The organism is Nitrospiraceae bacterium (assembly GCA_021373015.1).
Taxonomy (GTDB): domain Bacteria; phylum Nitrospirota; class Thermodesulfovibrionia; order Thermodesulfovibrionales; family UBA1546; genus JAJFTJ01.
Map to the genome: position 1 here is coordinate 1 of JAJFTJ010000010.1, position 14433 is coordinate 14433.

Annotated in this window: 16 protein-coding genes and 2 tRNA genes; 10 read left to right on the forward strand and 8 right to left on the reverse strand. The window is 40.7% G+C overall.

All coding sequences use genetic code 11. The annotated features are described in order from the left end of the window. Positions 1 to 1084: molybdopterin-binding protein (locus tag LLF28_05150; GenBank protein ID MCE5194833.1), on the forward strand; the 1084-nt coding region annotated here is incomplete at its 5' end. A 99-nt stretch (positions 1085 to 1183) separates the two neighbouring features. Here LLF28_05150 and LLF28_05155 read toward each other — a convergent pair. Further along, positions 1184 to 1429 (reverse strand): GIY-YIG nuclease family protein, encoded by a 246-nt coding sequence (locus tag LLF28_05155; GenBank protein ID MCE5194834.1) that lies wholly within the window; start codon positions 1427 to 1429, stop codon positions 1184 to 1186. Between the two features lie 14 nt (positions 1430 to 1443). Further along, positions 1444 to 1519: transfer RNA gene (locus tag LLF28_05160), tRNA-Ala, on the reverse strand. A 763-nt stretch (positions 1520 to 2282) separates the two neighbouring features. On the opposite strand from LLF28_05160, the gene LLF28_05165 reads away from it, so the two are divergent. From LLF28_05165 to LLF28_05175, 3 genes are all read left to right on the forward strand, one after another. Beyond that, positions 2283 to 3653, forward strand: a complete 1371-nt coding sequence (locus tag LLF28_05165) for a hypothetical protein (protein MCE5194835.1) — start codon at positions 2283 to 2285, stop codon at positions 3651 to 3653. A gap of 93 nt (positions 3654 to 3746) precedes the next feature. Then, entirely contained in the window at positions 3747 to 4565 is an 819-nt protein-coding gene (locus LLF28_05170; GenBank protein ID MCE5194836.1) for a uroporphyrinogen-III synthase, read from the forward strand. Between the two features lie 44 nt (positions 4566 to 4609). Then, a tRNA-Arg gene (locus tag LLF28_05175) sits at positions 4610 to 4686 on the forward strand. Between the two features lie 7 nt (positions 4687 to 4693). On the opposite strand, the gene LLF28_05180 is transcribed toward LLF28_05175, so the two are convergent. The 3 genes from LLF28_05180 to LLF28_05190 form a co-directional block, all read right to left on the reverse strand. Further along, positions 4694 to 5923: a beta-ketoacyl-[acyl-carrier-protein] synthase family protein gene (locus LLF28_05180; protein ID MCE5194837.1), complete on the reverse strand. Its 1230-nt coding sequence runs from the start codon at positions 5921 to 5923 to the stop codon at positions 4694 to 4696. A gap of 12 nt (positions 5924 to 5935) precedes the next feature. Beyond that, positions 5936 to 6190 carry a phosphopantetheine-binding protein gene (locus tag LLF28_05185; protein MCE5194838.1) on the reverse strand — a complete coding sequence of 85 codons (255 nt, stop codon included), beginning with the start codon at positions 6188 to 6190 and terminating at the stop codon, positions 5936 to 5938. 114 nt (positions 6191 to 6304) lie between these two features. Further along, the gene (locus LLF28_05190; GenBank protein MCE5194839.1) at positions 6305 to 7192 is read right to left on the reverse strand and encodes a lysophospholipid acyltransferase family protein; all 888 of its coding nucleotides are present in this window, start codon (positions 7190 to 7192) and stop codon (positions 6305 to 6307) included. A 206-nt stretch (positions 7193 to 7398) separates the two neighbouring features. Here LLF28_05190 and LLF28_05195 point away from each other — a divergent pair, with 206 nt between their 5' ends. From LLF28_05195 to hypE, 6 genes are all read left to right on the forward strand, one after another. Further along, positions 7399 to 7749, forward strand: a complete 351-nt coding sequence (locus LLF28_05195; protein ID MCE5194840.1) for a hypothetical protein — start codon at positions 7399 to 7401, stop codon at positions 7747 to 7749. A gap of 240 nt (positions 7750 to 7989) precedes the next feature. Then, positions 7990 to 8334: a hydrogenase maturation nickel metallochaperone HypA gene (locus LLF28_05200; GenBank protein ID MCE5194841.1), complete on the forward strand. Its 345-nt coding sequence runs from the start codon at positions 7990 to 7992 to the stop codon at positions 8332 to 8334. Continuing rightward, complete coding sequence (gene hypB / locus LLF28_05205) at positions 8334 to 8981, forward strand: hydrogenase nickel incorporation protein HypB (GenBank protein MCE5194842.1); 648 nt, start codon at positions 8334 to 8336, stop codon at positions 8979 to 8981. The genes LLF28_05200 and hypB overlap by 1 nt, the downstream gene beginning before the upstream one ends. Further along, positions 8954 to 11278, forward strand: coding sequence for a carbamoyltransferase HypF (hypF, locus tag LLF28_05210; protein MCE5194843.1), 2325 nt, complete (start codon positions 8954 to 8956; stop codon positions 11276 to 11278). The genes hypB and hypF overlap by 28 nt, the downstream gene beginning before the upstream one ends. Before the next feature lie 6 nt (positions 11279 to 11284). Then, a complete protein-coding gene (hypD, locus tag LLF28_05215) occupies positions 11285 to 12349 on the forward strand; it encodes a hydrogenase formation protein HypD (protein MCE5194844.1) in 1065 nt (354 codons plus the stop codon). Continuing rightward, positions 12342 to 13340 (forward strand): hydrogenase expression/formation protein HypE, encoded by a 999-nt coding sequence (hypE, locus tag LLF28_05220; protein MCE5194845.1) that lies wholly within the window; start codon positions 12342 to 12344, stop codon positions 13338 to 13340. The genes hypD and hypE overlap by 8 nt, the downstream gene beginning before the upstream one ends. Here the strand turns inward: hypE and LLF28_05225 are convergent, their stop codons facing one another. The 3 genes from LLF28_05225 to LLF28_05235 are packed head-to-tail and all read right to left on the reverse strand — an operon-like array spanning position 13341 to position 14398. Further along, positions 13341 to 13598 (reverse strand): hypothetical protein, encoded by a 258-nt coding sequence (locus LLF28_05225; protein MCE5194846.1) that lies wholly within the window; start codon positions 13596 to 13598, stop codon positions 13341 to 13343. A gap of 48 nt (positions 13599 to 13646) precedes the next feature. Further along, positions 13647 to 13874 (reverse strand): HypC/HybG/HupF family hydrogenase formation chaperone, encoded by a 228-nt coding sequence (locus tag LLF28_05230; protein MCE5194847.1) that lies wholly within the window; start codon positions 13872 to 13874, stop codon positions 13647 to 13649. Between the two features lie 14 nt (positions 13875 to 13888). Then, positions 13889 to 14398: a HyaD/HybD family hydrogenase maturation endopeptidase gene (locus tag LLF28_05235; protein ID MCE5194848.1), complete on the reverse strand. Its 510-nt coding sequence runs from the start codon at positions 14396 to 14398 to the stop codon at positions 13889 to 13891. Positions 14399 to 14433: the final 35 nt, after the last annotated feature.

Consider the following 14433-nt stretch of genomic DNA (forward strand, 5'->3'; position numbering starts at 1 on the left):
TATTTTTCAGGAGAGAGCCATGTGTGATGCGAAAGGCACGGAAGTATTAAGCAAAATTGGAGCAAAGACTGTTCCTGTGCAAAACGCAGTGGGGATGGTGCTTGCTCACGATATCACCGAAATACGAAAAAACGATTTTAAGGGAAGGGCATTTAAAAAGGGACATGTAATAAAAGAAGGAGATGTAGATCATCTTAAAAGACTTGGGAAGGAAAATCTTTTTGTTCTCAATATAGACGAGACAGAGATGCACGAGGATGATGCGGCATATGCGCTTGCGCAGGCGCTTATTGGCGAAGGCGTTAAGATGACAGGCGAGACTAAAGAAGGCAAGATAACACTTGCGGCTGACAGAGACGGATTGTTAAAGATCAATAAAGAAGCGCTTTTAAGCTTCAATATGCTCGGCGAAGTTATGTGCGCAACAATACATAATAATACTGTTGTTAAAAAAGACCAGATAATCGGAGGAACAAGAGCGATACCTCTTGTTGTTAAAAAAGATATAGTGAATGCCGCGGTCTCAGCCGTGAGCCAAAACAGCAGGGCAATACAAGTAAAAGAATTCAGAAAACCCAAGGCAGGGGTTGTTATTACAGGCAATGAAGTTTATCACGGAAAGATAAAGGACGCATTTGCTCCGATAATAAAAGAAAAGATAGAAGAATTCAAAGGCGAGATAGTTGGAATGTATTATGCGCCTGATGATGAAAAATTCATAGAAGAAAAACTCAGAGAGCTGATAAGCGCAGGAGCAGACATATTGATAACAACAGGAGGAATGTCTGTTGACCCTGATGATGTTACGAGGTTTGCAATAAGAAATCTGGGGGCAAAAGATCTGTGTTACGGTTCAGCTGTGCTTCCGGGAGCAATGTTTTTAACAGCCTATGTTGGGTCCATCCCTGTCCTAGGAATACCTGCATGCGGAATGTATCACAGGACAACAATATTCGACCTTGTTTTTCCGCGCATACTTGCAGGAGAGAAGATAGGAAGGAAAGAACTCGCAGAAATGGGACACGGCGGCTTATGTCTGGACTGCGAAGAATGCAGATACCCGCACTGCCCTTTCGGTAAATAATGGATTGGTTTTTTTGGTGGAGCTGAAGGGGATTAGACCGACCTGTCGATGCGACCGCTCTCCTCTTGTGTCATCAGCCGAATATCTGATCGAACTCGTTTATAGAATTCCTTTTTCTTTCAGCTCTAATCTGCCGGCTACAGTTTTAAAAAATTTTTCTCGAGAAACAGCCTCTGCACGCGTTGGATATTCCTCTTTATAAACTAATTCCCATGGTTTTTTGTATTTAGTCGAATAGGATTTTCCTGAGTTATGCTCTGCAAGTCTTTTTTCAAGATTGCCGGAACTGCCTGTGTACGAACTTCCTGCAGTCTTACTTTTTAGAATGTAAACAAAATAAGGCATAGTTTTTTGTTTTTTGGTGGAGCTGAAGGGGATCGAACCCTCGACCTCTTGAATGCCATTCAAGCGCTCTCCCAACTGAGCTACAGCCCCTAATGAAAAATATTCCTGTCTTTTTGAACTGTACTTCTCACTCGACCTGTCGATGCGACCGCTCTAAGAGCCTTATCCCAACTGAGCTACAGCCCCTAATGAAAAATATTCCTGTCTTTTGAACTGTACTACTCACTCGACCTGTCGATACGACCGCTCTAAGAGTCTTATGCCAACTGAGCTACAGCCCCTAATAAGCAGACCTAAGATTCTAAATTCTTGTATTGCTTAAGTCAAGGATGCTTTAAGAATAACATTTAAGTTTAATTTAATGCGTACGATATTTTTTAATATATTCCTGAGCAACATACAAAGCTGTGGTTTTTTTGCAATGGGCTGTTGCATCAAGGACACATAGAACTTAAAAACCACGGGATTTTACCCTTATTTTCATTAAAATTTAACTGGTATTTTTCTTGCTTTATGTTTTATAACGTGTTACGGTAGGGCATGCTAAAGCGGATAAAAAATAAATATTCAAGGCCTGAAATAGGGCTTGACAAAAGTTTTGAATATGGTTTATATTTTGGCCAAATAACTGTTCTTTGATAAGATGTTTTAAGCAGAACTCTGAAATTTATTTATAAGCCTCGGGAAGAGGCTGAGACCCAGATTATCAGGGAGGTGATGGAGGAGGAGAATTTTTAAATAATTTTATGATTATTAAATTTTGAGTGAAGAATAGTTATCATTCAAAAATCCTGTTTAACAGGAAAAAATGCAGTCAAATTTGACGTAAGATCAAACGAAGGAGGGTAAAGCATTGAAAAAGTATTTGGCATTAATCGTAAGCATGTTGTTAGTACTCAGCTTTGCGGCAGTTGCTTTTGCACAGATGCCTGCTGGAACCACATCTGTTGTGGCTAAAGGCGATACACAGGTAGCTCTTACCGGTGAGATAGGCATGAGAGGCAGATATTTTAAGAACCTTGACCTTAATGACAGCGACGGCAGCGGGGGTGAAAAAGGTAATGCTTCTATGTATCAGTACCACTATGCCCTTGGTGTAACAGCAACAACAGGCAAGGTGAAAGGCGTAATAGAGTTCTACTCAGGAAAGACAGGATGGCTCACATGGGGTAAAACTAGTTCCACAGCTGAAATCGGCAAGCCTGCTGAAGACGATGTGACTACAGGATCACTTGGTCCAAACTTCAGACAGCTCTTTATCGAGTTCCCAGTATTAGGCGTTAATGTTAAGGTTGGTCATCAGCTCGGCCAGCTCGGCGTAGCATCATTCCTTGATTTCTCAAAAGAAGGCGCTGATGCTCTTATTCTTTCATACCCATTCGGCAAGAATTCAGTAGCATTAGGAACAATTAAAGTTACTGAAATGAACGATGTTGCAACAACTGAAGGCTCACCTGACAAGGATACGGACATCTACTTTGCAACAGGCGATTTTGATCTCTCAGGTCATGGCCTCGGATTCAACGTTGCTATGGTTAGAAATTCTGATGTTGCTACTAAAAAGAGCAATGTACTATACAACGCAGGACTTACCTACAAGGGCAAGTTCGGTCCATTGGGATTGCTTGCAGCATTTGACAAGCAGTTTGGTGATCATGGATCAGACACAGCAAAAGTAAAATACCAAGGCTACCATGCACGCTTAGTCGCAAACTATGCTCCAATCAACGAGTTGACACTCTCAGCAGCTTCCATTTACTACAGCGGAGACAAAGGCGACACTACCGACAAATCAGAAGGCTTCACAACATATCTTGAAGATAAAGACTATGCAACATTCGTATATGGCTATTTGGTAAGAGGAGTACAGGGAGGCGCCCTTACAGCAACTAGCAACTACGGTCCTGGCGTACCAGTTCCAGCAGGAACATGGTTCAACAGATTGGCAGCAACTTACAAGCCAATGAAAGACCTTGCTGTCACAGGAGCTTTTATAAATCTCAGAGGAACATATAAGAACATCTCAGCAATGTCATATAATGGCAGCAGCAAGTCAATCGGTAATGAAATTGATATGCTGATCAGCTATGACATCACAAAGAACCTCAACTACAGCATTCAGGGCGGTATCTTAATGCCTGGCAAAGCTTGGGAGAGAAGCGACACTCTGAAACAGGACGAGAATGCAATCGCAATGCAGCACGTTCTTATGTACAAGTTCTAAGTTAGACAACACTTAATTGTGTTTAAAGGCGGGTCTTTTCGACCCGCCTTTTTTATTTGTGTTAAAATTGTCCAAGGTAAAATAATCTTATAAATGAATGCCAATAATATAAAAATACTTATCACAAGAGAAGACTCTGCGGAATTCGATCCGTTGAGAAATTTCGGCGCAGAGATAATCAAATTTCCCTGCATCGAGATAATCCCGCCTGAAAACTATGATGCGCTCGATAATGCAATAGAAAAAATAGAAACATACGACTGGATAATTTTCACAAGCAGAAATGCTGTCAAGTATTTCATCAAAAGATTTTCTGCCCTTAACAAAGAAATCGAATTAATAAAAAAGATAAAAGTCTGCGCTGTCGGCTCAAAGACAGCGGAAGAGATAGAAAGATACGGGATAAAAGTAAGCCTTATACCGGATAAATTTAATGCTGAAGGTTTGATAAACGTATTCCCGAACCCCAAGGGGATGAGATTTCTTTTGCCGCGCGCTGAGAACGCAAGAGAGATTTTTCCTGGGAAGATGCGAGAACTCGGAGGAGAGATAGATGTTCCCGTAACTTACAGGACTGTTATGCCTGAGATAAAAGCAGAAAAAGTAAAAAAACTTCTTTCAGAGATACGGCTTTCGAGAAAAATAGGCAGAGAATTCATGGCAGTGTTCACGAGCAGTTCCGCATTCAATAATTTCATAAAGATCATCGGAGAAGACTCAAAAGCCCTGCTCGAAGATGTGACCATCGCTGTTATCGGCAATGTTACTGCAAAGGCAGTCGAAAAAGCAGGATTCAAAGTTGATATAATGCCTTCTGAATTTACCATAGAAGCGATGAACAGAGAGATAATCAGCTTTATTCAAAAAGGCGATAAGAAGCTGGACGAAAAACAAAAGGAGATGTTATCATAAATTTATTTTTCAACCTTGAGTCTGAATTTAGAATTTATCCCCCCGCCCCCTTAGCTCAGTAGGATAGAGCACAGGTTTCCTAAACCTGGTGTCGCAAGTTCGATTCTTGCAGGGGGCACCAGATTTTTCTAAACTTCTTTTATGATTAGAACTGCGTTTGTTCCGCCGAATGCGAAGGAATTTGACATGACAGTTCTGACCTTTACGCCGTGTCGCCCGACATTTGGAACATAGTCAAGGTCGCATTCAGGATCCGGCACTTTTAGATTTGCTGTTGGAGGCACCGCTTTGTTTTTTATAGCGAGAATTGAAGCTATGAACTCCACTGCTCCGCCTGCTCCAATCAGATGGCCGTGCATTGACTTGGTTGAGCTTACAGGGATTTTGTACGCCTGCTCAGAGAACACTTTTTTTAATGCCTGAGTTTCAACAAGATCATTTATCTCTGTTGCAGTTCCATGCGCATTTATGTAATCAATATCATCAGTAGATATTTTTGCATCGTCAAAGGCAAGGTTCATTGCACGCACCTGCCCTTCAACAGAAGGACTTGTGATGTGATGTGCATCGCACGTTGAAGAATATCCGATTACTTCTCCATAGATCTTTGCTCCGCGTTTTTTTGCAGCTTCCATCTCTTCCATTACAATGACTGCAGCGCCTTCTCCAAGCACAAAACCGGTTCTGTTTTTTGAAAAAGGCTTGCATGAAGCAGACGGGTCTTCAGGATCCTCTAAAGCCAGCACACGCATTGACTCCCAGCATTTGAAGGATGCTAATTGAAGGATGCTCTCTGTGCCGCCTGCAAGCATTCGGTCAACGCTGCCGTATTTTATCCTGTGAAAGGCTTCTCCTATCGCAACTGACGAGGCTGAACATGCCGTTGAAAAAGTAAGACATGGACCGAATAATTTATATTCAATAGAAATGTGGGATGCAGAGGCATTGTTCATTATCTTTACTACTGACAAGGGGCTTACCCTGTCAGCTTTTTTCACGTATATGCTTAAATTTACATCCTCCAGAGATTGCGATCCGCCCATCCCTGTTCCCATATACACGCCTGTGCGAAGTTTTTCCTCGTCGGTGAGTGAGAGTCCTGAATCATTCCATGCCTGCGACGCTGCTACAAGAGCCATCTGGGTCACTCTGTCAAGAGACCATGCGCCTTTGCCATGGAAATAATCTGATACATTGAAATCAGCAGGAGCAGAAATCTTTATAGAGAGTTTTTCAGCAAAGGGTTCAGATATTCTTTTCACCGCTGATTTTGCGGACATTAGATTATTAAAGAAATCGGCAGGGTTTTTGCCGGTTGGCGAGATAATGCCCAATCCTGTAACAGCTACTCTTCTCAAATCAAACTATCCTTAAGCTTTTTTAGGATTTTGTTCAGCTACAAATCTGTCAATCGTGTCTATCAGATCCTGAATTGTGTTTATCTGAACTTCGCGGTCAGGTATCTTAATGTCAAATTCTTCTTCGATTGTGAACATGAACTCGATCTTGTCAAGAGAATCGAGGCCGAGGCTGTCTAATGTTGAGGAGGGCGTAAGCTCAGCCTCGTTTAGTTTCAGCTTCTCGACAAAAAGGTCTTTTACTCGCTGCAATGTAGATGCGGACATAGTCACCCCTAAATAATTTTTTATTTTTATCAATTCCAATGACAAAAGATCTGCTGCATCTGCAGGCCAAAGGAACCTATATATTATCCATAAAAATAAATTTCTAGTAAAGACCTAAACACGTTTCCACTTTCTGTGTATCCAAAGCCACTCAGTCGGATGTTCCTTAATGTAATTTTCTATATAACCGGAGAACTTTTTTGTATCTTCGATAACAGCCTGTTCCTTGTTCTCAGAATGAGAAAGCTCTATCTCAGGATAGATGATTATCTTATGCCCATTTCCTTGTCTGTGAATAAAAACAGGAACTACTGCTGCCTCATATTTTCTTGCTATAAGCGCAGGCATCTTTGTTGTCCATGCGCCTCTTCCAAGAAAATCAATAATATAACCTTCAACAGCCAAAACCGACTGGTCCATAAGAATTCCGACAGTCCCGCCTGTCCTGAATGTATTGAGAATATCCCTTAGAGCGCCTTCTTTGTAAATAATATTGTTGCCGTAACGCTTTCTTGTTATCTCAACAAATCTATTAATAAATTTATTGTTTAAGGGTCTGGCAAGGACAGAAAAACCTTTAAACTTTGCAGAACCTGCCAGAGCCATAATTTCCCAGTTGCCGCAGTGGCCTGTTATCAGCATTATGCCCTTGCCTTTGGAATTTGCTTTTATGGCATGCTCAATGCCTTCGACAACAACAGAATCAATTATCTTTCTGCCAAGACCATAATATATCTTTATCACCTCGACTAATGACCTGCCCATATTTTTAAAATTTTCTTTTATTGCCAGTTCAGGAGTTCCTTCAAGTCGTATTGCTCCAGCGTCAACAGATTTTCTCATGTTCTCTATTGCTATTTTTCTTCTGCCTCCCCAGATATGGAAGATAAAGAGTCCTAAATATTCCCCTGCCTTCAAAGCCCATCTAAGCGGCAGAAGAGCAAAAGGAGCAGATAAGACGAGAATAAAAAAAATCTGAATTACCCACAAAAGTCTTTTCATTGAAAGCAATGCCTCCATAATTCAAAAATCGCTGAATAAAACAAAAAATAGGGTATCATGAGATTGAAAAATATTCAACAGAAATAAGGAAATTTGCTGTATCTATATCAATAAAGATTATAGGTTAAATGCGTTTATATATACAAACAAAATGGTAAAATAGACAAAATACAGTTTTCCAGATATTAAAAAAAGAGGAGTGAATTATGAAAAGAAATTTAGGGTTTATGCTTGCAGCGCTGGTCATAATATTAAGTTTAGGAACAGCATTTGGCGAGAGTCCTGCAGTACAAACAGAAAATACTGCATGCGGAGTAACTATTGATACTGTATCAGCAGATTCCATAAGCATTGAAAAAGCCTATCCGCTTTTAGCATCCGGTGCGTGCGGGGGGAATCTTAACTGCGGTTTCAACACAGGATGCGCACCCGGAAAATATTATTGCTGTCCAAGCAACGCTCCGAATCTGAATATGTGCAACTGCAGCTGCTATGCAAGGAAGAATTACGATACATCAAAACAGGGCGGCTGCAATGTCTGGCATAATTGCAGGTAACATAATTTAATAAAGATAAAAAATACACGAACTGAATTAAAATTTTATTTATGGCGCTTCATGCTTTAGTCTTGCATCGGGCGCCATTATTTTATAAAAAGACAGTAATTCCCCAGCTTCAAAATGTCAAATTACTTTATCTTATAATCAATATAAGCCGGGTTGAGTATTTCAAATTCATGTGTTAGCATTATTTACCTGCATAAAAATGCTGAATAAAACATCAGGGATTTATAAAAAATGCATGAAGTCTCGATAGCTCTCAGTATTATGGATATAATTGTCAAAAAATGTAGAGAAGAAAGCTGCAATAAAATAGACTCGGTCAGGCTCAAGATTGGAAAGGCTGCGGGTGTGATGCCTGATGCACTTTTATTTGCATTCGATAACATAAAAACAGACACGATCGCAAAAGACGCGGAGATGATAATCGATATCATCCCTCTGGGCGGAACGTGCAATAGCTGCAAGAGAGATTTTGATACAGAAGAAGCTTATGTTCTGGAATGTCCAAAGTGCGGTTCTGCTGATTTTGTGATAAATAAAGGGAATGAGATGGAAATTATTGATATGGAGGTCAGCTGATGAAAGTAAAAGTTGTTACACGAATACTTGAGGCGAACGAGCGCCTTGCTGAAGAAAACAAAAAAAGATTCAAGGAAGCAGGATTGTTTGTAATAAATCTTATGGGAGCTCCGGGCGCAGGAAAGACAACACTTCTCGAAAAAACAATTCAAAAACTAAAAGGAAAAGCAAAACTAGGTGTTATTGAAGGCGATATTGCAGGCTCTGATGATGCAGAGAGAATTAATGCTGCAGGCGTGCCTGTTGTTCAGATAAATACAGGAGGCGCATGCCACCTTGACGCTAATATGATAAGCGGAGTTCTGGGTGAACTTCCTCTCAAAGATATGAATATGCTCATAATCGAGAATGTAGGCAATCTGGTCTGCCCTGCAGAATTCAAGGTCGGCGAGAACATAAAGGCTATGGTTCTGAGCATCACCGAAGGGCATGACAAGCCTTTGAAATATCCGCTCATGTTTCAGGAATCAAAGGCATTGGTGCTGAATAAGATAGACCTTGTTCCGTACACAAATGTTGATATTGAAAAAATAAAAAAAGACGCGCTCTCGCTCAATCCTGAGATAAAGATATTTGAGGTTTCATGCAGTACAGGCGAGGGCATTGACTTATGGGCTGAATGGCTGAACGGGCAGAGATCAAAGTAAGAGGCATTGTTCAGGGCGTTGGCTTCAGACCCTTTGTCTATAATCTTGCGGTGTCGTTTAACTTAAATGGATTTGTGATCAATACTGCAGAAGGCGTTACAATCGAGGTTGAAGGCAGTGAGGTCTCAAGATTTATCGCCAAGCTTGGCACTGATGCTCCGTCTCTCTCAAAAATAACAGATATCTCGATATCCATTTTGCCTGAACACGGATATAAAAAATTCGAGATACTCGAGAGCGCAAAGAGCTTAGACACAGAAAAATTTACAATGGTCTCTCCTGATGTAACAGTCTGCGATGACTGCTTGAAAGAGATGTTTGATCCAAAAGATCGCCGCTATCTTTATCCGTTTATTAACTGCACAAACTGCGGCCCAAGATTTTCTATTACAAAGGCTGTGCCATACGACAGGCCTGATACAACAATGGCTGTTTTTAAGATGTGCAGAGAATGTCTGGCTGAGTATAAAGATCCTAAAAACAGAAGATTTCACGCTCAGCCGAATGCATGTCCCAAATGCGGGCCGTCTCTGGAATTGAAAATTCTGAATCAGGATTTTAAGAATGTAAAAGGCAAGAATCCTCTTGAACATGCCATAACCCTGCTTAAACATGGAGCTGTCATTGCAATTAAAGGCATAGGGGGTTTTCATATTGCATGCGATGCTGAGAATGATGAGGCTGTTAAAAAACTCAGAGAGCGCAAACGCAGAAACAACAAGCCGTTTGCATTAATGGCGTCTGAAATAAGAAGTATTAAGCTGTTTGCTAATGTATCGAAAGAAGAAGAGGATATGCTTTTATCAAACAGGCGTCCGATAGTTCTTCTAAGAAAACAGGATAACCCCGAAAATAAATTCTCTGATTTTATTGCGCCGAATAATAAATATCTTGGCTTTATGCTCCCATATACGCCTCTGCATTATCTGCTTTTAAAGAACGAGCAGAATGAAAATTTATTTAATGCGCTTGTTATGACAAGCGGAAATTTTTCAGAGGAGCCGATTGTAAGAGACAACAATGAGGCAATAGAAAAACTTTCAGCGCTTGCTGATGCTGTTCTGCTTCATAACAGAGATATTTTCATGCGCGTTGATGATTCTGTCCTAAGCACGCATGATATTGAAGAAAAATCTCTTCCTGTATTTATACGAAGGTCAAGGGGATATGTTCCTGAACCGATTCCATTGCAGGGTGATGGGCCTGAGGTAATTGGCTGCGGAGCTGACATGAAAAATACATTTACGCTCACAAAGGGAAGTTTTGCAATATCAAGCCAGCATATCGGCGACATGGAAAATTACGAGACTTTAAAATTTTTTGAAGAAAGCTTTGAAAATATAAAATCTGTCTACAAAATAAATCCAACGGCAATAGGCCACGATATACACCCTGGTTATATGTCCACGCAATGGGCTTTAAAACAAGATCTCGAAAAATATCCTATACAGCATCATTATGCGCATATCGCATCAGTAATGGCTGAGCATGGAATTAACAAAAAAGTAATCGGAGCTGCATTTGACGGAACAGGCCTTGGCACAGACGGAAAAATCTGGGGAAGCGAATTTCTGCTTGCTGATATCAATGGATTTGAACGACTGGGGCACTTTAAATATATCCCTCTGCCCGGAGCTGAGACCGCAATCCGCGAGCCTTGGAGAACCGCAGTCAGTTACATCTGTGAATCTATGGGCGAAGAAGCAATGGAATACCTTGATAAAATCGGCTTTATAAAAAAATATAAAAAAGAAAATATTGATGCAATCATCAAAGTTATGAATTCCCGCGAATTTTCCCCTCTGTCATCAGGCGCAGGGAGACTCTTTGATGCGGTCTCTGCAATCACAGGCATATGCGATAAAAACACATTTGAGGGAGAGGCGGCAATTGCTCTGGAGGCAGTGATTAATGATGCAAAATACAGCAAGGATTATCCTGTGAATATTAAGAAAAGCGCAACTATCGTAATAGACTTTTCCCAGACAATACTCGAGATTCTAAGAGATGTTATCAGAGGAGAAGACAAAAAAATAATATCAATCCGTTTTCATAATACGATCGTTAATGTTATTATCAAAACAGTTAAAATTCTCAGCGAAAGACTGAATATCTACGATGTTGTCTTGAGCGGCGGCACATTCCAGAACAGATATATAACAGAACGCACTGTAAGCGGCCTTTTGTCTAACAACATTAAAGTTTTTTTGAATAAAGCAATGCCGTGCAATGATGCATGCGTATCACTCGGCCAGGCTTACATTGTGCGCGAGAGAATTAAAAATGAAAAGGGATAATACAGGATGAAACAGACTGCTAAAAAGATCAAAATGCTTACTGCCAAAATAGGCAGACCAATAAAACTCATGGAGGTTTGCGGAACACATACTGTCGCAATATTCAGACAGGGGATTAGAAGCCTGATACCGAAAGAAATAATTCTTTTGAGCGGACCCGGCTGTCCTGTCTGTGTTACTTCTATCAAGGATGTTGATTCTGCGTTAGCAATCGCGGGAATGGATGATGTGATACTAACCACCTTCGGCGATATGATGCGTGTGCCTGGAGGAGAAAAATCACTTGATGAGGCAAAGGCAGAGGGAATGGATATCAGAGTGGTTTACTCGCCGATCGATGCGCTCAAGCTGGCATTAAAAGAAAAACACCGCAAAGTGGTTTTTTTCGCAACCGGATTCGAGACAACTTCTCCTATAATTGCAGGAACCCTGCATGAGGCAGAAAGACTGAATGCAGAAAATTTTATGATATATTCCACGCATAAGCTGGTCCCTCCTGCATTGAGGGCGCTCCTTGCTTCTCCTGATATTTCTGTTGACGGGTTTATCCTCCCAGGACATGTGAGCACTATTATCGGGAAAAAACCCTATGAATTCCTGGCATCGGAATACAAAAAACCGTCTGCTATAACAGGCTTCAGCGCAAAAGATATACTTGATGGGATACTAATGATAGTGGAGCAGATAGCTGAGAACAGGGCTGAAGTCATGATCCAGTACACTGATGTTGTTAGAGAAGAAGGAAATCCCAAGGCATACGGTATGGTATTAAAATATTTCGAACCTGAAGACGCATACTGGAGAGGAATCGGAATAATACCCGGAAGCGGATTAAAATTGAAAAAAGAATACAATTTATTCGATGTACTTCAAAGATATAAGATAGAAGTTCCGTATCATCCTGAACCTTCTGAATGTTCATGCGGAGATGTTTTAAAAGGAATAAAGATACCTACTGAATGCCCTATGTTTGGGACAGGATGCACGCCTGAAAATCCTGTTGGGGCATGTATGGTCAGCACAGAGGGAAGCTGTGCAGCTTATTATAAATACGGAGTTTTTAATGGATAGAATACGCTTGGGTCATGGAAGCGGCGGAAAGATGATGCATGAACTCATTTCAAATGAGATTGGAAAATCATTCAACATCACAGCATATAATGATTCTGCTGTTCTGGAAATAAAAAATGCTTCACGCATAGCTTATACAACAGACTCTTATGTTGTCTCCCCTTTGTTTTTCCCGGGCGGAAACATAGGCGAGCTTGCTGTTTATGGAACAGTAAATGACCTTGCAGTTTCAGGTGCAGAACCCAGATGGTTAACTGCCGGGTTCATCTTAGAAGAAGGCTTTCTGATATCTGATTTGAAAAAGATTGTTGCATCCATGTCAGAGGCCGCAAAAAAAGCAGGGGTGAAGATTGTTGCCGGTGATACCAAGGTTGTGAATAAAGGTAAAGGCGACGGAATATTCATCAATACATCAGGCATTGGCATTGTTTATGACAAGGTCTCTATATCTGCAAAGAACATAAAAACAGGAGATAAGATTATTATAAGCGGTGAGATTGGAAATCACGGCATATCGATTATGGCTGAGAGAAACGGGATTACATTTGACCCGCCTGTGATTAGCGACACAAGACCTTTAAATGGACTGGTCAAAAAGATGCTCGGTGTTACAAAAGATATTGGCTTTATGCGCGACCCGACAAGAGGCGGGCTTGCGACTACTCTGAAAGAAGCTGCTCTTGAATCCGGGAAATGTATCCGCATACAGGAATCAGAAATCCCTTTCACAGGACAGGTAAAAGGCGCTTGCGAGCTTTTAGGACTTGATCCTTTGTATATAGCAAATGAAGGAATACTTGCAGCTATTGTTCCTTCCAATCATGCAGAAAAGATTCTTGAGGCAATGCAGTCTCATGAATACGGGAAAGTATCTGCAATTATCGGAAGCATTGAGGAATCTCCAAACGGCATGGTATTGATAGAAACCAGCGCAGGCGGAACAAGGATGCTGGATATGCTGCAGGGAGAACAGCTTCCCAGAATCTGTTGATCATATTTTTCTGAATGTAAGAAATAAAACAAGCAGCAGAATGAACATAACCAGAACTGCTATCTTCCCCATCAACCTCAACAGCATGAGCATGAAAATTATAAGAATAACAATTGCGATAAAACGTCCCAGCTTGTTGTGTTTTATGAATTTTAACAGGCTGAATTTTTGTCCTTGCGAAAAACTTCTTATCTGAAGGAATACTAATCCTGCAAAGAAGATTAGAACTATAGCGATGATTACCGGCAGAAAGCGCATTTTTCTAGTTCATCGCCCACAGGATTAAATACAACCAGATGGAGATTTTCACTCGGCAGAATTACTGAACATGGTTTTTATCAGATTTAAAGCATCCTCGGCAGCTTCTTGTTCAACCTTTTGTATCGCAAACCCAGCATGAACAAGAACATAATCTCCTATAAAGACAGTCTCCGGCAGAAGAAGAAGACTTACTTCTCTGCGTGCGCCGTATACATCTATTGTTGCCATCATATCATTTATTGAAATCACTTTTGAAGGCACGGCAAGACACATTTTAAATCTCCTTGTTATTGTTCTGATTTATTAATCTTAATTCCAATTTTTTCCAATTCATCCGCAAGCATATCCGATATCTTTGGTACAGAAGATTTTACTATATCAGTCATCTCTAGGCCTGTTTTCAGTTCTGACGGCTCAATCCCTAAAAGAACAATCTGTTTAGGCATGCGTAATGTCAACGCTGCCGCTGCAAGCAGATCTGAAACCCCTATTTGATGAGGCGATATCTTTCCCGCAAAATATTTGGGAACTTCATCTCCCTCCATACGGATTATGCTCCCGGGTTTGGCGCCTGATTTTACTACATCAATAATAAAAAGATTTTCTCTGTTTTCAATATATTCCAGAAGTTCTATCCCGCTTGTGCCGCCGTCTAATATCTCTACATCTTCAGGCAGAAAATATCTTTTTTGAAAATCCTCAACGACCCTTACTCCTGCGCCTTCGTCCATTAAAAGAATATTTCCTATGCCCATAATAAGGACTTTTGGTTTTGTTTCCGTAATGTTTTCTTTCATATTGTAGTTTAGCTTATTTTCCCTTTAAAATTGTT